General features: G+C 68.0%; 18 protein-coding genes and 1 pseudogene. 7 read left to right on the forward strand and 12 right to left on the reverse strand.

Features of this window, described 5'->3' with window-relative positions; translation table 11 throughout:
• Positions 1–39: 39 nt before the first annotated feature.
• Genes DLJ53_RS30080 through DLJ53_RS30095 form a run of 4 tightly spaced genes read right to left on the reverse strand, consistent with a single transcriptional unit; the run spans position 40 to position 3,422 of the window.
• Positions 40–1,026 (reverse strand): ABC transporter substrate-binding protein, encoded by a 987-nt coding sequence (locus tag DLJ53_RS30080; RefSeq protein WP_111352009.1) that lies wholly within the window; start codon positions 1,024–1,026, stop codon positions 40–42.
• A 41-nt stretch (positions 1,027–1,067) separates the two neighbouring features.
• The gene (locus DLJ53_RS30085; protein WP_111352010.1) at positions 1,068–1,892 is read right to left on the reverse strand and encodes an ABC transporter permease; all 825 of its coding nucleotides are present in this window, start codon (positions 1,890–1,892) and stop codon (positions 1,068–1,070) included.
• A 34-nt stretch (positions 1,893–1,926) separates the two neighbouring features.
• Positions 1,927–2,673, reverse strand: a complete 747-nt coding sequence (locus tag DLJ53_RS30090) for an ABC transporter ATP-binding protein (protein ID WP_111352011.1) — start codon at positions 2,671–2,673, stop codon at positions 1,927–1,929.
• Positions 2,670–3,422, reverse strand: a complete 753-nt coding sequence (locus DLJ53_RS30095) for a GntR family transcriptional regulator (protein ID WP_111352012.1) — start codon at positions 3,420–3,422, stop codon at positions 2,670–2,672. Before DLJ53_RS30095 ends, DLJ53_RS30090 begins: the two co-directional genes overlap by 4 nt.
• 343 nt (positions 3,423–3,765) lie before the next feature.
• Between DLJ53_RS30095 and DLJ53_RS34910 the strand changes: the two genes are divergently transcribed.
• Positions 3,766–4,074: a hypothetical protein gene (locus tag DLJ53_RS34910; RefSeq protein WP_146620139.1), complete on the forward strand. Its 309-nt coding sequence runs from the start codon at positions 3,766–3,768 to the stop codon at positions 4,072–4,074.
• 183 nt (positions 4,075–4,257) lie between these two features.
• Here DLJ53_RS34910 and DLJ53_RS30100 read toward each other — a convergent pair whose 3' ends face one another.
• On the reverse strand, positions 4,258–4,914 hold the full coding sequence (locus DLJ53_RS30100) for a LysE family translocator (protein WP_111352013.1): 657 nt from the start codon (positions 4,912–4,914) through the stop codon (positions 4,258–4,260).
• A 130-nt stretch (positions 4,915–5,044) separates the two neighbouring features.
• Here DLJ53_RS30100 and DLJ53_RS30105 point away from each other — a divergent pair, with 130 nt between their 5' ends.
• A complete protein-coding gene (locus tag DLJ53_RS30105; protein ID WP_111352014.1) occupies positions 5,045–5,503 on the forward strand; it encodes an Lrp/AsnC family transcriptional regulator in 459 nt (152 codons plus the stop codon).
• A gap of 57 nt (positions 5,504–5,560) precedes the next feature.
• Here the strand turns inward: DLJ53_RS30105 and DLJ53_RS30110 are convergent, their stop codons facing one another.
• A complete protein-coding gene (locus DLJ53_RS30110) occupies positions 5,561–6,280 on the reverse strand; it encodes a fumarylacetoacetate hydrolase family protein (RefSeq protein ID WP_111352015.1) in 720 nt (239 codons plus the stop codon).
• Positions 6,281–6,441: 161 nt separating this feature from the next.
• On the opposite strand from DLJ53_RS30110, the gene DLJ53_RS30115 reads away from it, so the two are divergent.
• The 5 genes from DLJ53_RS30115 to DLJ53_RS35365 all read left to right on the forward strand — a co-directional run bounded on the left by DLJ53_RS30115 (position 6,442) and on the right by DLJ53_RS35365 (position 10,871).
• A complete protein-coding gene (locus tag DLJ53_RS30115) occupies positions 6,442–7,458 on the forward strand; it encodes an ABC transporter substrate-binding protein (protein ID WP_111352016.1) in 1,017 nt (338 codons plus the stop codon).
• Positions 7,458–8,264, forward strand: coding sequence for an ABC transporter ATP-binding protein (locus tag DLJ53_RS30120; protein ID WP_111352017.1), 807 nt, complete (start codon positions 7,458–7,460; stop codon positions 8,262–8,264). The genes DLJ53_RS30115 and DLJ53_RS30120 overlap by 1 nt, the downstream gene beginning before the upstream one ends.
• Positions 8,261–9,142 (forward strand): ABC transporter permease, encoded by an 882-nt coding sequence (locus DLJ53_RS30125; RefSeq protein ID WP_226582603.1) that lies wholly within the window; start codon positions 8,261–8,263, stop codon positions 9,140–9,142. The genes DLJ53_RS30120 and DLJ53_RS30125 overlap by 4 nt, the downstream gene beginning before the upstream one ends.
• 21 nt (positions 9,143–9,163) lie before the next feature.
• Positions 9,164–9,898, forward strand: coding sequence for a GntR family transcriptional regulator (locus DLJ53_RS30130; protein ID WP_111352018.1), 735 nt, complete (start codon positions 9,164–9,166; stop codon positions 9,896–9,898).
• Positions 9,899–10,388: 490 nt separating this feature from the next.
• Positions 10,389–10,871 (forward strand): DNA mobilization endonuclease VirD1/MobC family subunit, encoded by a 483-nt coding sequence (locus DLJ53_RS35365; protein WP_280525532.1) that lies wholly within the window; start codon positions 10,389–10,391, stop codon positions 10,869–10,871.
• Between the two features lie 108 nt (positions 10,872–10,979).
• On the opposite strand, the gene DLJ53_RS30140 is transcribed toward DLJ53_RS35365, so the two are convergent.
• The 6 genes and pseudogenes from DLJ53_RS30140 to DLJ53_RS30165 form a co-directional block, all read right to left on the reverse strand.
• On the reverse strand, positions 10,980–11,819 hold the full coding sequence (locus DLJ53_RS30140; RefSeq protein ID WP_244935193.1) for a DUF2161 domain-containing phosphodiesterase: 840 nt from the start codon (positions 11,817–11,819) through the stop codon (positions 10,980–10,982).
• A 257-nt stretch (positions 11,820–12,076) separates the two neighbouring features.
• A pseudogene (locus tag DLJ53_RS36730) lies at positions 12,077–12,265 on the reverse strand (hypothetical protein); the annotation flags it as partial.
• Between the two features lie 320 nt (positions 12,266–12,585).
• On the reverse strand, positions 12,586–13,944 hold the full coding sequence (locus DLJ53_RS30150) for a dihydroorotase (protein WP_111352022.1): 1,359 nt from the start codon (positions 13,942–13,944) through the stop codon (positions 12,586–12,588).
• Entirely contained in the window at positions 13,945–15,315 is a 1,371-nt protein-coding gene (locus tag DLJ53_RS30155) for an amidohydrolase family protein (RefSeq protein ID WP_162409700.1), read from the reverse strand.
• A gap of 68 nt (positions 15,316–15,383) precedes the next feature.
• Positions 15,384–16,469 carry an ornithine cyclodeaminase family protein gene (locus DLJ53_RS30160; RefSeq protein WP_111352024.1) on the reverse strand — a complete coding sequence of 362 codons (1,086 nt, stop codon included), beginning with the start codon at positions 16,467–16,469 and terminating at the stop codon, positions 15,384–15,386.
• The gene (locus tag DLJ53_RS30165) at positions 16,470–17,216 is read right to left on the reverse strand and encodes an ABC transporter permease (RefSeq protein ID WP_111352025.1); all 747 of its coding nucleotides are present in this window, start codon (positions 17,214–17,216) and stop codon (positions 16,470–16,472) included.
• Positions 17,217–17,288: the final 72 nt, after the last annotated feature.

Consider the following 17,288-nt stretch of genomic DNA (forward strand, 5'->3'; position numbering starts at 1 on the left):
TGATCGTGGATCGGGCTCGGACGGATAGCGGCCGGCGGCTCAGTCGGCGGCCTTGGAGGCCTCGAAGGGGCCGGTCAGCACCTTGTCGGCGCCGAACTCGCCGGAGACGGTCCCGACGCTCTTGAAGACCTCGAACTCGGTGCGGAGCGACTCGACGGTCGCCGGCGTCATGGTGACCGAGTAGATGTCGTCCCACAGCGCGGCGTAGGCGTCGGCGGTCTCCTGGGAGATGTTGGCCGCCTCCATCAGCGCCGTCGCCACCTCGTCCTTGTGGGCCGAGCCGTACTCGTAGGCGCTGCGCATGGCGGTCACGATGCGCGCGGCCGCGTCCTCGCCGTGCTCCTCCAGCCACTCGTCGCGGATGAGGCCGATGCCGAGGACCGGGGCCGCGTCCTCGCCGGTGATCTTGCCCCACTCCTCGCGGAAGGAGCCGATGGTCTTGAGGTTGGCGTCGGCGACGAGGGCAAGGCTGACCGAGCGCAGCGCCGCGGCGTCGATCTCGCCCTGGACGAGGAGCTGGGCGAGCAGGGAGTCGTTGCCCGGCACCGCCTCGTAGTCGTCCGGCGCGATGTCGTAGTTCTGGTCGAGAATCGCGGCGGTGATGGAGGCCGTGGCGCTGCCCGCCGGCGACCCGCCGACGCGCTTGCCGGCGAGCTCGGAGAGCGAGGTGATCTCCGAATCCGGCGCGACCGCGAAGTAGAGGTCGGCGACCTGGGTGGCGAGGATGATCGACACCGGCAGCCCGTCGGCCGTCGCGGAGAGCGAGGAGCCCGCGCTGGCGCCGATGGCGAAGTCGATGCCGCCGACGACGAGCGCCTTCGTCGGCGCGTTGACGTCGGGGAAGGTCACGTACTCGACCTCGAAGCCCTGGTCCTCGAGGAACTTCTTCGTCTGCAGGAAGGTGCCGAAGCCGAGGCTGACGCCCGAGCTCCAGTAGCCGACCTTGAGGGGCTCTGCGGATGCCGGCGCGGCGGCGACGCCCGCGAGGGCGAGAACGGAGGCGGCAAGAGTAGTCAGTCGATGCATCGGACGGTTCTCCGGTGTTGACGTGAGACGGGCAGGGAGCGTCAGTCGGCGACCGCTTTTTTCCAGGCGAACAGGCGGGTTTCGAGCGGTTTGAGGACGCCGTACTCGATGACGAGGATGATGACGACGAGGGTGAGGGTCCAGGCGAACACCTGGTCCGTCTGGACCAGATCGGCGGCCTGGCGCAGGCGGTAGCCGATGCCGGACGAGGCGCCCAGCGTCTCGGCGATCAGGACGACGCGGGCCGAGAAGCCGAAGGCGAGCCGGGCGCCGGAGAAGAACTGCGGCAGGATCGTCGGGAGGTAGATCTTCTTCAGGATCTGCCCGCGCGTCATGCGGAAGGAACGCGCGAGCTCGACGTAGTCCGCGTTCACCTGCCGCGTGCCTTCGAACACGCTGGTGAGGATCAGCGGCATCGCGGTCATGAAGACGACGAAGACGACCGTCGCCTCCGAGAGACCGAACCACAGCAGCGCGAAGATCGCCCAGATCGTCGACGAGACGGTGTTGATGACGACGACCGCCGGTTCCAGGAAGTCGCCGAAGAACCGGCTGACGCCCATCAGCAGGCCGAGCAGGGTGCCGACCCCGGCGGCGATCAGGAAGCCGACGACGACGCGGGCGGACGTGGTGTAGAGGTCGTCCCAGAAGGTCGGTTTCTGGATCAGCCGCAGCCAGACGTCCCACACCCGGTGGGGCGACGGCAGGATGAACGCCGGCATCTCCTGCGCGCCCCACTGCCAGGCGGCGAAGAACAGCGCGAGCAGGAGAAGACGCCGGGCGACTTTGCGTCCCGCTTCCGTGGCCAGGAGCGGCGCAAGGCGCGGCTTCGCCTTGGAGTCGGACGTGGCGGTGATGGCGGACATGGGGCCTCGTGGCGGACGCTGGGAGCGGCCAGGGTCAGATGATCTGGCGCAGGGACCGGACGGTCTCGGTGACGTCGGCGGCGACGGGATCGCGCGGGAACGGCATGTCGACCTTGAGCTCGGTCTCCTTGCGGCCGGGACGCGGCTTCAGGACGATGACCTTGTCGGCGAGGACGACCGCCTCCTCGGCGTCGTGGGTGACGAAGACGACCGTCATCGAGAACTCGCGGGCGATGCGCACGACTTCCTTGTGCATCTGGCTGCGGGTGGTCGGGTCGAGCTTGGAGAACGGCTCGTCCATCAGCATGATCGACGGACGGGCGACGAGACTGCGGGCGAGGGCGGCGCGGCTGCGCATGCCGCCCGACAGCTCGTGCGGGTAGGCGTCGGCGAAGTCGGCGAGGCCGACGAGTTCCAGCGTCTCGGCGACCCGCGCCTGCCGCTCGGCCTTGCCGAGCGTGGTGGTCTCGAGGCCGAAGTGGACATTGCTGGCGGTGCTGCGCCAGGGCAGCAGCCGGTCGTCCTGAAACATGTAGGTGACGGCGGCGGCCGGCACGTTCCGCGGCTGGCTGCCGTCGACGAGCACCTCGCCCTCGTCGGGCGGCAGCAGCCCGGCGATGATGTTGAGAAGGGTGCTCTTGCCGCAGCCCGAGGCGCCGACGATCGCGACCGAGCTGTTCCTCGGCACCTCGAAGGAGATGTCGGACAGGACGTGCAGCGGCTCGCGGTTCGGCCGGGCGAACCACTTGCTCACCTTGCTGAGGCAGATGGCGATGCTCACGAGCCGCTCCGCCCGGCCAGCGGCGCGATGTTGGCGGTGGCGATCTCCGGCAGCTCGGCGAGGCTCGCCATCACCTTGGCGATGGTCATCTCGCGGAACGTCTCGACGTGGCGCCGGGCGATGATCTCGGCGTTGTCGGCGTCGCCGGCCGAGAGGTACTCGATCAGGAGGGTGTGGTCGTTCTCGATGTTGGGCCTCACCCCCTGCACGCCGAAGCCGAGCGCCACGAGGCGGGTCATCTCGTCGAGCAGGCCGGACAGGGTGTTGACGAGGCGCTGGTTCCCGCTCGCCACGGCGATGGCCATGTGGAAGGAGCGGTTCGCCTCGAGGAAGAAGTCGATCTGGTTGCCGATGTCGTCCGAGCTGCGGACGCGGCAGTTGCGCTCCAGACGCTCGAGCTGGCCGCGGTTGACCTTCCCCGCCGCACAGCGCGCCGCGTACGGCTCGAGCACGATGCGAAGGGCGAACACCTCCTCCACGTCCCGCAGGGTGACCGGGGCGACGCGGTAGCCCTGACGCGGGATCGGGGTGACGAGCCCGGTGTGGGCGAGACGCTGCAGGGCGACGCGAACCGTGGCCTTGCCGATGTCGTACCGCGCCATCAGCTCCGACTCGCTGAAGGTGGCGCCGGGGTGGATGCGGCAGGCGACGATATCCTGGCGGATCACCTCGTAGGCGCGGTCGGCTTTCAGCGAGCCGTCGAGCACCGACACGCGGCCGGTTCGTTCGCGATCTGAGGGAGGGGCCATGGGTGTGCCTCGCATTGCGCTCTGAGCAGGTTAGTAAGCCGTCGTAAGCTGCTCAAGGCGGGATCGACGCGCGCCATGCTGAAAGTTTACCCATCGAAGCCGCCTTCCGGTTTCTCTCGTTTTCCTCCCAAGAGATGCGCGATTTCTTTCAAAGCGCGGGAGCGCTTTGCATCCAATCTCTCCGGCAGCGCCTTCAACGCGTGCGCCTCATGGCGACATAAGTTGCACATGCGAGCCCTCGTGAGCTGCTCACGAGGGCGTCGTGGGATGCTCGGACGACCGTCCCGGAACGGCATCCTCGGGGCGTCACCGTCCCCGCGACGGCGCCTCTCCCGACTGAGGAATGACCGTCGCGGTCGGGATGGTCGCGGCAGCTCGGGTACCGGGTTTCTCGGTCACGACGGCCGGCCGCACCGGCGGCGCCCTTGCGCCGGACCGTCGCGCGCGGTCATGCTGGCCCGGAACGACGATCGGGGCCGCCCGGATGAGCGGTGCCTTGTCTGAAGAGATGAAGGCGCTCATCGGGGTTGTACTGTCGTTCAGTGCCACCATCGTCGTCGGTCAGTGGTCCGATACGAGATGGGCCGCTTGCTATGCCGCCGCGATCCGGACGAACTTTTCCGCTACGACCCCAGCACCGCATGCCTGTTGAATGCGGCCTCCACTGCGCGGTGCAGGGACGGCCCGATGTTCTTCGAGCGACGGCGAATCTGGCGTGATGCGCCGGAGGAGTCGGACACGTTCGCATGGAAGGATGGGCTTCTGACTTGGACGAACTTCGACTTTCGAGGCCCTGCCGGCCCTTCGCCATCGCGTTTCGCGGGACCGGCGCCCGCTATTCGAAGACGATCGGGATGAGGGAGAGGAGGAGGAAGGCCGCCATGACGGCGTTGAAGCGCCGGAGCGCGCGCCGCGACGTCAGGATGCGGCCGACGGACGCGCCGAGCGCGGCCCAGACGAGCGTGCCGAGGAACGTCATCGCGCCGAAGACGAGGGCGAAGACGACCGCGATGGTCAGATGCCCGCTCGCGCCGCTGACCTGCCCGTAGGTGACGACCGCGCCGCTCACCATCACCCACAGCTTGGGGTTCACGAACTGCAGCGCGGCGCCCTGCGCGAACGAGAGTGGCGCGGCGCCGACCGTCCTGCCGTCACGCACCTCGGCCCGGCTCGCCCCGTCGTCGGCGGTAACGCCCGCGGGGGGCGGCGATGGCTCGGCGCTGGCGATCTTCCATGCCAGCCAGAGGAGGTAGGCGACGCCGATCCATTTGAGCGCGGCCCCGACGCGCGTGTCTCCGGCAACCGAGGTGCCGAAAGCCGCCGCGACGAGCATGATCGCGGCGACGCCGGACGCGATGCCGCCCGCCAGCGGCAGCGTTCGCGCCATTCCGTGGGTCGAGCCGGAGGCGGTGACGATCGTGTTGTTCGGCCCGGGCGTCACCGCCATGGCGAAGGCAAACCCGAGCAGACCGCTGAGCCATCCGAGATCCATGGCGCCCTCGTGTGAACTGGTGCGAGGACGCTAGCACCGCCGGGGCGCAATCGGTTTGCGTTGATGCCGCCATGGCGACTACCATTGGCAGGAAATTCCACCGGGAGCGGCAGAACCTGAAGCGAATGCCATGAAGCTGGACGATATTGACAAGCGCATCATTCGCGAGCTGCAGCGCGACGGGCGCCTGCAGAACAACGAGCTGGCCCGGCGTGTCGGCCTCTCGCCGTCGCCATGCCTGCGCCGCGTCCGGTTGCTGGAGGAGGCGGGGGTCATCAGCCGCTACGTCGCCGTCGTCGACCAGACCAGGGTCGGCCTCGGCCTGTCGCTGTTCGCGCGCGTCTCGCTCGTGGCGCAGGACGCGGAGACGATCGACCTCTTCATCGAGGCCATGCGCCGCCTGCCGGAGGTGGTGGAGTGCTACATCATGCTGGGCGAGAGCGACGCGCTGCTGCGCGTCGTCGTCGGCAACCTCGACGACTACCGCCGGTTCCAGTCCACGCACCTGACCCGCAGGAACGGCATCCAGAACGTGAAGACGGACGTTCCCAGCGAGATCGTCAAGCAGACCTTCGCGGTCCCCATCTGACCCGCCACGCCGGCTCCGGAGGCCGGCGCCGCCGGGCGCCGGCCGCGCGGCGGTCCGTCAGGCGGCCGCGACCGCGGGCTCGCCGATCGTGATGGTGAGGCTGCCGAGCGTATCGATCGTTCCGACGAGCACGTTGCCGGGCAGGACCGGGCCGACGCCGGACGGTGTCCCCGTCATGATGATGTCGCCCGGCTCCAGCGAATAGAAGCGCGACAGCGTGGCGATGATTTCCGGCGTCTTCCAGATCATCAGGCCGAGGTCGGAGTCCTGCCGGACCGCACCGTCGACCTCGAGGCGGATGGAGCCGCTGCTCGGATGGCCGACCTGCTCCACCGGGTAGACCGGGCCGCAGGGCGCGGAATGGTCGAACGACTTCTTCAGCTCCCACGGCAGGCGCGGGGCGTCCGGCGATCCGAGGACCGTCCGGCGCGTCATGTCGAGGCAGATGCCGTAGCCGAAGACGTGCGACACGGCCTCCTCGACCGGGATCATGTACCCGCCTGATTTCATCGCCACCATCAGCTCGAGCTCGTAGTGGAGGTTGTCGGTGCCGGGCGGGTAGGGGACCGTTCCGCCATCCTGGACGACGGCGTCGGCAGGCTTCTGGAAGATCAGCGGAAAGTCGCGCGTCTCGTCGCCGCCCATCTCGCGCACGTGCGCCACGTAGTTGCGGCCGACGCAGTAGATCCGGCGCACCGGGAACCGGTCGCTCGTCCCCACGATCGGCAGCGTCGGGCGAACGGGGGCCGCAACGGCCAGCGTACCATCGGGTGTCATCGTCAGTCCTAGTCCAAGCTGGCGACAGAATATCCATCGAACCGAGCGCGTCCAGAATAATCTGCATTTTTTTATCCCATCGGATTGATAATGCATTTTTGTTGACAGGCCTGCCCGGCGATGCATGCTGGTTGCAAGCACGACAGCCGAGGGGGCGCTGAATGTTGGGACGTCGCACTATTTTCGCATTCGCCGCGGCATTGCCGCTGGTCTTCAGCACGACGTCGTCGGGCGTCGCGCAAGACCTGACAAAGCTGACACTCGCGCTCCCGAGCCCGGGCGGTCTCGGTTATTTCGGCCTCTACAACGCGATGGGTGAGGGATACTTCGAGGCCGAAGGTCTCGAGATCACGCCGCAGAGCGTCAACGGCTCCTCGCAGGTGATCCAGGCGCTGCTGTCCGGGCAGGCGGAACTCGGCCATCCCGGCCCCGGCCCGGTCCTCAACGCGGTCGAGAACGGCGCGGACATCGTCTACATCTACAACTACTTCGCCCGCAGCCAGTTCAACCTCGTGGTGCCGGAATCCTCCTCGTACGAGGCGCCGAGCGACCTGAAGGGCAAGATCATCGGCGTCGGGACCGCGGACGGCGCCGAGGTCGCCTTCGTCCGTTCGATCCTGGACGACGCCGGGATGACCGAGGGCGACGACTACACCTTCCTGACTGTCGGCGAGGGCGGCATGGCCGTCGCCGGCTTCATGCAGGGCTCCATCGACGCCTACGCGTCGGACACGGCGGGCGTCGCGACGCTTCAGCTGCGCGGCGTGCCGCTGCGCATCCTGACGCCGACGAAGTTCCAGTCCTACTTCGGCAACGGCTACGCGGTGACGACCGGATTCTACGAGGACAACAAGGACGTCCTGACCCGCTTCGGCCGTGCGCTGGTGAAGGGCATGAAGTTCGGCATGGACCCCGCCAACCGTCAGGCGACGCTCGAGAACGCCAAGCTCGGCAACCCGCAGCAGCTCGAGGACATGGAATTCGCCGACGCGCTGCTCGACGTCTACTTCCGCCTGACGAGCCCGCTCGATCCGGAGAAGGGGTTCGGCTACCAGGCGCCGGAGGCCTGGCAGCAGTGGCACGACACGCTCGTCGCCGCCGGCGACCTCGACGCGCCGCTGGAGAACCTCGAAGCGGCCTACTCCAACGAGCTCATCGAAGCCTGGAACGCCGATTGATGCCAACCGCTGCCGCGATGGCCGGGTCAGGGACCCGGCCAAAGCCCGTCTACGAGCTGACCAACGTCGCCAAGACCTACGCCGCCGGCGAGGTTCGCGCCCTGGAGGGCGTGAGCCTCACGGTGCGTGAAGGCGAGTTTCACTCCGTCATCGGTTCGTCCGGCTGCGGCAAGTCCACGCTCCTGAAGATCATGGCCGGGCTGACGCCGCCGTCGAAGGGGAGGGTCATCCTCTCCGGGACGCCGGTGACGGGCGCGCGGCCGGACATCGGCATGATGTTCCAGCAGGCGACACTCTTTCCCTGGCGCACGACCCTGCAGAACATCCTCCTGCCGATCCAGATCCGCGAGGGCAAGCGTGCCGCGGCCGCCGCCCGGAGCCGCGCGGCGGCGCTGATGGAGCTGGTCGGCCTCAAGGGGTTCGAGAGCGCCTATCCCGCCCAGCTCTCCGGCGGCATGGCGCAGCGAGCCGCCATCTGCCGCATGCTCGTCACCGAGCCGCGGATGCTGCTGCTCGACGAGCCGTTCAGCGCCCTCGACGAAATCACTCGCGACTTCATGAACATGGAGCTTCAGCGCATCTGCCTGGAGCGCAGCGCCTCCGCCTTCCTCGTGACCCATTCCATCGCCGAGGCGGTCATCCTGTCGGACGTCGTTCACGTGATGTCTGCGCGTCCGGGGCGCATCGCGCGCTCCATCGCCATCGACCTGCCGCGCCCGCGCACGCTCGAGATGGCGACGCTGCCGGCGTTCGGCGCCTACGTCAGCGAGATCCGCAACCTCCTCGACAAGGGAGCCTTCCTGTGAGCGAGCTGTCGCCCGCCGAGCCCGTCGTCGAGGAGAGCCTCGCCGCCGAGGGGCTGGAGGACACCGTGTGGACCGAGCACGTCTCGCTCGGCTCCCGTGTGCCGCGCTGGCTCGCGATGAGCCTCCTGCTCGCGGCCTTCTTCGGCGTCTGGTTCGTGGTGACGGCGATCGGCATCGTCTCCCCGCTGATCCTGCCGAGCCCGGTCGCGACCTTGAAGGACGTCGTCTTCGTCGGCCAGAACCTCGTCTCCGGCGGCTACACGCTGCCGGCGCTCTGGATCACGACGCAGGAGGTGTTCTGGGGCTTCGTCTGGGCCGTCGGCATCGGCGTGACGCTCGGCGTCCTGGTGGGCGAGACGTCGATCGGCGAGCGGGCGGTGATGCCCTACATCGTCGCCATCGACACGATGCCCAAGCTCGCCTTCGCCCCGCTGTTCGTCGCGTGGCTGGGGTTCGGCATCGCCTCGAAGGTCGCGCTCGCCGCGTTCATCGCCGTGTTCCCGATCGTCGTCAGCACCGCGGCGGGCCTCCACGCGGCGGACGAGAACGCCCGGATGCTCTTCCGCAGCATCGGCGCCTCGCGCTGGCAGACGCTGCTGCAGCTCAAGATCCCGACCGGCCTGCCGCACTTCTTCACCGGTCTCAAGATCGCCGCCATCGGCGTCGTCTCCGGCGCGATCGCGGGCGAGTTCCTCGGCGGCGGGCGCGGCTTCGGCGAGCTGATCCGCGTCGCCGCCTCCCAGCTCGACACGCCCCGGGTGTTCTCGCTGATCATCTACCTCAGCCTGCTGGGGCTGTTGATGTTCGGCATCGTGTCCTGGATGCAGTACAAGTTCGTGTTCTGGCATCGCTCGTCGCACGGGCGGGCGAGGACGTAACGACCCGGGATCCGGCCGAGAATGTCACAGACGGAAAAGACCACGCGCGCGACGACGATCTACCAGAAGCTGCGCGCCGACATCATCCACGGCGCGTATGCCCCGGGTGCGAAGCTCAGGATCGACGGGATCGCGACCAAGTACGACGTCGGCAGCAACGCGGTCCGCGAGGCGCTGTCGCGCCTGTCGTCCGAGCGCCTGGTCGAGCGGCACGAGCAGCGCGGCTACACGGTGCCTCCCGTGGCGCTGGACGACTGGCGCATCCTCGCCCGCACGCGCTGCTTCCTGGAGGGCAACGTCCTGCAGGAATCGATGCGCAACCGCGACGACCGGTGGGAGGAGACGATCGTCGTCGCCTTCCACCGCCTGGCGCGGGTCTCCGGTGCCGACGTCGACACGGCGGCGATGCGGGAGGGGTGGGAGGACGCCCACCGCAACTTCCACCGGGCGCTCATCGCCAATTGCGGCTCGCCCTGGCTGCTCGACTTCTGCGACATCCTCGCCGACCACGCGGCGCGCTACATCTCGTTCTCGAACGCCTTCCGGAAGGCCCCGCGCGACGGCCTCGCCGAGCACGAGACGCTGATGAAGACGGTGCTGCACGGCACGCCCGAGGAGGCGAGCGACTGCCTGACGCGGCATTATACGCGCACGCTCGAGGTCATCGAGGACCTGTTCGAGCGCGACGAACTCCCCACCGGCCCCCAGACCGCCGGCCCGACCGCCACCATCGCCTGGCTCACCGGCAAGGGCTGACGCGCGGCGGCGAGGCCGCACTCTCGCGGCGCTCTGGGCCGGCACGCGGCGAACGCCGCCGGATCGGCCCACCGAACCGGGTGGAGCGGCTCGGCGGTGGAGCGGCGCGGCTGGACTAGCGCCCGTGCCAAGGATCCCGGCTCGTCACGCTCGCCGGTCGTATAAGCGGTATTATGGAACTCTGATGTGAGGCTGGATCGGCACCTGTCCTGGCAACTTGATGCCCATCCTCGGGCTGCCCGGGCGCTGGCATTGGCGGCGTCCAGCAGCTTTGCCGCGAACTTGCACGCTTCGGTCAGGACCATCCGGATGTGATTGGCCATGCCCCTCTTTTCCGGCCGGGTCATCAGGTGGCGATGACGAAGGTGGAGCGCCCGAGCGCCTTGATATCGGCGTAGGCGCGGCGCGGCGGGAGCGCCGTCTCGAAGAGCGGCATCGTGGAGAGGGTGTCGAGGTTCTCCTGCTCCGTGCGAGAGAGTCTTGGTCGGAAATGCGGTTGATCAGAAGGCCAGAGGCGTCGTCCATCCGGGCGGCCTTGTGGACCTCTGTGACGTACTGGAGCGTCCGGATTGCTTCATGGTACTCCATCACCGAGAGGTTGGTCGGGATGACCGCGGGGCTCAAGCGGAACTGCGCGCTCGGGATCGCAGCGCGTCGGATCGACGAGTTTCTGGAAGCCGATGCCGAGACGCTCTCCGTCCTCAAGGACCTTCAGGGGCAGATCGCGGGCATCGCACGGAACGTGAACCAGATCGTGAAAACGGCGAACCGGATCCACGATGCGGACAACCGTGCCGTCCTGAAGGAGCGGCGCGACCTCGGTAAGGTGTTGTCACGGCTCGATACGGAGCCGCCGTCCACCACCGAGACGGCGACATGCGGACGGGTGGTGAGGCCCGCCTTCGCCGGGGTCGTCGTCGTGAGCCGCACTCTCCTCGAGTCCCTAACGCGAGGTCGAGGCGCACCAGCCTAAGTGTCGGCGGTCGCTGCGGCTATGGGTGAGGACCGGGTCATCACTAGCCGAACGGCCCCGAGCGACCGGATCGAGCCATTTCCGGACGTGAGCTGCGCCGGCCTCGGGTTACCGAAGCAGACTCCCGGAGTCGCTCGGCTCGGGCGGCTTCTGAGAAGCTATAGGCTCGGGTCGGCCCACAGCATGGACCGGTGGCAGCATCGGGGTGGCGTCATACCGCGCCAGCCCCGCGAGCCCGGCTTCGGAAAGTGTGTAGGTTCCCACCCTCACACGCTCGAACCAGCCGTAATGGTCATCGCGCATTATCCGCGTTGCCGCCTGGATACCGGTCGCGCGGGCGACAGCCGCCCCCTTACTCGGACCGGCCGTGGTCAGGTAGGCCGCGATGGAAATTGCGTCCTGACGGTAGGCGGTGACTTGCTCTGACCGCGTCGCACCGCCCCGGGCCGGATCGCCTCGTCGCCGGGCGAACTCACGGAGGAGACGCCCTTGCCGCGCGGGTGACTTCCGGGGCTTATAGGGGCCGGGATCGCAATGCACCTCCACGAGTCCATCGCTCAGGCGCACCGTCATTACCCCGAGGCCTAACCGGCGGCAGAGCTTAAGGTTATCGTTGAGTGAGCGCCAGGCGACACGGCCAGATCGCCATGGAACGCAGACATACACGGCATCTGTAATGACTAGCCGTGCCACAGCCTGCTGCAGGAGCGATAGCGAAAATCCCCCCTTCAGCTCGACAATGACGGGAGGGTCATCGCCACGACAGGCCACGACATCGGCGTCAGCAATCTCGCCTTTCACGGCGAAACCCTGACGCTCCAGATAGCCCTTCACGGGCGCATAAAGCTCCGTCTCGCGAAATCGGATCATGCCCGTTGAATTTGAATTACGGCGTTCACCCATGCATGGGCGGCGGAAACAATTAATGAACTCTTGACGAATCGCCATTGCCGATCCGGAAGCACCGGCGGCCCTACGAGTATCTGAAATTGGAAGAGGGTCTGCGCCTTGATCCGCCGGTCTGTGCCAAGAGTAGCCGTGTGGTGTGCGGTCGGGACCTGGCCGGTGGACGGACGGTGTCCCGACGGCCACCGGAACGCGGTGCGGTCAGACCGGATCAGGCTGACCTAGCGCCGTGCGGACGATACTCGCCGCAAAAGACGGCGTCTCTCGCGAGATTTGGTCGTCCCCCGCGGCCTGTCGTGCCGGCCACCATCGGTCGCGGTCGTTCCGGCGCCGATGTGGTCGGGCGAGCAGCAGCGCTTATACTCGGCTTCCGGAAGATTGAACAGCCAATCGGCGATGTCGATCTTTTCGATAGCGACATCGACTTCTGCAATAAAGGCAGTTTTCGACAGTAATTTATCTTTAATGACGTTTATGGCCTGTTCCATGTTGCAGATTTGATGCGTGTGGGTTGCGGCTCGCGAGGTGTTGTCATGGTCGGGGCCGGCGTTATCATTCCGTCCCGTCGTCGACCCGCGATCAGCGTTCGCCGAAGGTGTCTGCGCCGCTTTCCCGGATATTGGGGACGAGCCGGAAACTGCAGACAAATTACCGTATGATTGCCGCTCACCGACGGCTTTCCGACTCAGGACCGGGTCATCCGCACGGTAAACTGTGGACGGGTCGATCTCCTCTGCAATTTCAAGATCCGGGATCAAACACGATTGATTGCCCCAATCTGACAGGAGCCAAGCCGTTCTTCGCCCTGCTAGTCACGACCCCTCACGCAAGCGCCGCTCGCGGCACTGACGATCCGTCCCTCACACATGACCGTGCGCCCGCGCACCATGGTCCGGACCGGAAGTCCGATGGTCTCAATCCCATGAAACGGGGTCGCGTTGCCGCGTGAGTGAAGGAGCGCTGCGTCGATCCGGTTGTGTCGCGCAAGGTCCAGCACGACGATATCTGCGTCCGATCCGACATCGATATGGCCCTTGCGGGGGGCCAGTCCGAATAGCCGCGCCGGTGCCTCGGCGGCCATCTCGACGTAGCGTCCGAGGGTCAGCTCACCGCTTGCGACCGCCGTCAGCATCAACCGCATCGAGGTCTCCACCCCCGGAAATCCCGGCGCGCAATCCCAAATGCTCGGCCGGGTCTTCTCCTCGGGACGGTGCGGCGCGTGGTCGGTGGATAGGACGTCAATCGCCCCGCCGAACAGTGCGCGGCGCAACGGGGCGCGATGCTCGGGCCCCCGGACCGGCGGCTTGACGCGCATAAAGTTGTCACCGAGCCGCGCGCCGTCCGCGACCGACAGGGTGACGTAGTGCGGGCAGGTCTCGCACGAGAGGTCCGTGCCGTCGCGCTTCGCGGCGGCAAGCACCGGCAGTGACTGCGCGCTGCTGACGTGGGCGATGTGCACGGGCGCGCCGGCCGCGCGGGAGAAGAGTGCGACGCGCCCGATCGCCTCCACCTCGGCAAGGTCGATGTGCTGTTCGAGGTGCGCTGCGGCATCGCTGCGCCCGGCCGCCTTCAGCCGCCGGCCGCGCCCGGCCAGGATCGACTGGTTCTCCGCATGCACGGTCGTCCGCAGCCCATGCCGGCCGAAGATCTCCAGCGCCGACAGGATGGTGTCGTCGCTTGGCGCCGGCACGAGGGTGTTTTCGCTTCCCATGTAGATCTTGAAGGCGACGGCCCCGGCGGCGATCATCGGTTCAAGCGCGTCGAGGTTCGTGTCGCACACGTTGCCGTAGACACCGAAGTCGACATGCGCGACCTCTTCGGCGCGGGCGATCTTGTCGCGGACTGCGGCGACGCTGGAGGTTGGCGGGTTCGTGTTCGGCATGTCGAACACGGTCGTGACGCCGCCACATGCGGCGGCGGCCGTCCCCGTCGCCCAGTCCTCCTTGTGGGGGAAGCCGGGGTCGCGGAGATGGACGTGCACGTCGATCGCACCGGGGATGACCGTCGCGCCGTCGAGCCCGATCTCCTCGCGCGCGGCGGGCATGGCACCGTCGGGCCCAATCTCCACGATGCGGCCCTCGGCGATCGCGATCGAGCCTTCGCGCACGGCAGCGGAGGACACGATCCGGGCGTCGCGCAGGATGGTGTCGACGCTCGGGCGGGCCATTCAGTTCACCCCTGTCGCGATGAGTTCGGCCACGCGGAAGAGATCGGCGTTGCGGCTGCGGAGCCGCTTCGCCATGGCGCGCGCCTCGGCGAGCACGCTGGCCTCGTCGAAGACGAGCACTCGGCCCGCCTCCATCACGACCTCGCCGCCCACGACCACCGTGTCTACCGATCCGCCGGTCTCCGCGAAGGCGAGCTGGGCGACGGGATCGTTGATCTGCGCCCACCACGGGGCGTCGAGCCGATAGAGGACGATGTCGGCGTCTGCTCCGGGCTGCAGGCGCCCGAGGCCGGGTCGACGGATCGCGGCCGCCCCACCGGTGGTCGCCATCGCCATCGCATCCGCCGCCGTGATCCAGTCGGCCGGCGACGGGATCTGAGGGCGATGCAGCACCGCCGCCGCGCGCATCGCGAGGTGCATGTCCATGTTATCGTTCGCACCGGCGCCGTCGGTTCCGAGCGCGACCGTTACACCGGCCTTCAGCAGATCCGGGATCGGCGCCACACCTGCACCGAGCCGGCTGTTGCTCTCGGGGTTGTGGACGACGATCGCGCCACGGGCGGCAAGAACGGCGATGTCCGCCTCGTCGACCCATATCGTGTGCGCGCAGGACCAACGGTCGGAGAGAACCCCCAGCCGGTCGAGGTGGGAGACCATGCTGCACCCGTACTGCGCCTGCGCGCCGCTCGCCTGCTTCGCGGTCTCGAGAAGGTGCGTGTGAATACCGAGATCGCGGCTTTCCGCGAGTTCGGTGCAGAACAGGATGGCCTCGTCCGAGCAGCGCATCGGGTTGGACGGCGCGGGAAAGATTCTGATCCGGTCCGCGCGCCCATCCCACTTGTCCACGGCCGCGGGGATCAGCTCGCGAAGTTCGGCGAGCGGCTGTGGCTGCAGCAGCGTGTTCCCCTCCACCGCTGCCCGCAGCGACGCGGGAATGGCGGCGCCGGACGGCATGATGTCGGAGAATGCACCGTCGAAGAAGCGCAGCCCGAGGACGACCCGCAATCCGCTTTCCGCCCACGCCCCCGCGACGGCGTCGATGTCGTCGGCCGTAAAACGCTGGCCTGGGAAGTGGTCGATGGCGGCGGTCGATCCCGAGCGGATCATGTGGAGCGCTGTCAGCAAGGTCGCGACGCGGATCTCCTCGGCGGGGCGTCCAGCCGTGTGCGCCTGAGTCAGCCACATGAAGGCCGGATGGCTGACTGCATCGGCAAAGCCCGCCATCGCGGCTGACTGCGAATGCGTGTGGGCGTTGACGAGACCCGCCGTCGCGAGCCGACCGGTGCCGTCGACGATCTGTACGCCGTGCGGGTGCTCGGCGCCGGTCGGGGCGATGGAGACGATCCGCCCGCCCTCGACGAGGATGTCCATCGCCGCGTCCCGGAACGGTGCGCGGGCCTCCTGCAGGACGACAGCCCCGCGGATGACGAGAGGTGCAGTCATGGGGCCTCCGTTGGAACGTCGCTCGGCGTGTGGCTCGTCTCGCCCTTGGCATCGAGGCCGCGTGCAGCGGAGAGTTGTTGGTGCACGCCGGTTTCCGCATCGATCCAGAGGCCCGTCCCGCGTGCGACGGCGCGGCGGACCAGCGCCCGTGCGAGCAGGAGGTCCTGTTCGCCGAGGCCGATCGACTTGAAGACGACGATGTCCGGCGCCCACGGCGCGGACGAGTCTGCCGGGGCGCGCTCCCCCGGCGCCGCTCCGACGGGCCGAATAGCGATGTCGGCACCGAGCGCCCCGCTGTCGCGGGCACGTCCGAGGTCGCCCGCCTTCTCGAAGACGTTCTCGACGGTGTCGCAGTAGATCTCGGCGCGCCGGATGAGGGCGTCGTCCGCCTCGCGGGCGTCCGGCCGATTGGCGCCGGCGAGAATGACGAGCGATCCGGAGGGAACATCCTCGCCAAAGACGACCGGCTCCGACGCCGACGTGACCGTGACGATTACGGACGCCTCCGCAACTGCGCGCCGCGCGGCGTCGGGCCCCACGCCGACAACCTCGCGCCCGGCGAATGCACTGTCGCCTGAAAGGCGCGCGGCGAACAGGTCCGCCTTCCTGGCAGTCCGGCCGGCGATCGTGATCCGCTCGAGCGAGGGAAAGGCGTGCGCGAAGGCCCGCGCCGTGGGGCCGGCAATCTTGCCGGTCCCGAACACCACGAGCCTTGCAGGTGCGCCGCGAACCAGACGCCGCGCGCCCGCCGCAAGTCCGCCGGCCGTGCGCCAGTCGTTGAAGATGCGCGCGGCGATGAGCGCCTCAACCTCCCCGGTTTCGAGGCTCCAGAGCGACAGCAGCGATTCACTGCGGCGCGGCCCTCCACCGGCCGGGTGGACGTGGATGTTGCTCTTAACGGAGAGGCCAGCCCCGTCGTGTGCGCTCGCGAGGAGGAGCGCGCCGTAACGCCCCGGCACGCGAAGCGCACTCCGCGCACGCACGCCACCGCCAGCGGCGAGTACGAAGGCCTCGTCGCTCGTCGTCATCGCCAGCTCGTCGTCGAGAAGAGCCTCGACGTCGCGTTCACCGAGAAAGAGCATTCACGTCTTCCAGTGCAGCACGGCCCGCTCGGCGGCAGACGTCAGTGCAAACAGGGACAGGGCGATGATCACCGACACGATGATCGCGGCCCACAGGACGTCGATCTCGCGCATCTCGGCGCTATCGAGGATGAGAAGACCGAGCCCCCTGTTCCCCGTGATCCACTCTGACAGGAGCGCGCCGAGAATGGCCGTCCCCCCCGCGATGCGCAGGCCGGTGAAGAGATACGGCAGCGCATAGGGCGCGCGTAGCATGCAGATCATCTGCCAGCGGCTGGCGCCATAGACCCGCAGAAGCTCCAGCGATTGGGCATCGGCGGAACGCAGCCCGCGCATCACGTTGATGAGGATCGGGAAGAACGACACGAGCACGACCACGAACACGCTCGTCCCCATGCCGCGGCCGAGCATCAGCATCATCAGCGGGGCGATCGCGGCAACGGGGGTGGAGCGAATGACGATGAGGAGGGGCATCGCCGCCTGGGCGACGAGGTGCGATTGGACAAAGACCACCGCCATGGCGGCAGCGCACAGCGCGGCGACGAGCAGCCCCACGACGGTGGAGCTGACGGTGGTCCACGCCATGACGATCAAGGTCCACCCGTCCGTCCAGAACGCGGCGAACACCGAGCCGGGGCTGGGCATCAGGTACGGCGGGATCTCGAATGCGACGAGGGTCGCCCACCACAGCGCGACGAGGCCGGCGGCGACGGCAAGGATCGACAGGATTCTGCGGTGCAAGATCATGCTGTCGTCCCCGCCGGCTCCCACGTGATGGCGAAGCGCTCCGCGAGCGCCGCCACGGCGAAGAAGCTGACC

Origin of the sequence: Acuticoccus sediminis, from assembly GCF_003258595.1 — a bacterium.
In the GTDB taxonomy this organism is placed as follows: domain Bacteria; phylum Pseudomonadota; class Alphaproteobacteria; order Rhizobiales; family Amorphaceae; genus Acuticoccus; species Acuticoccus sediminis.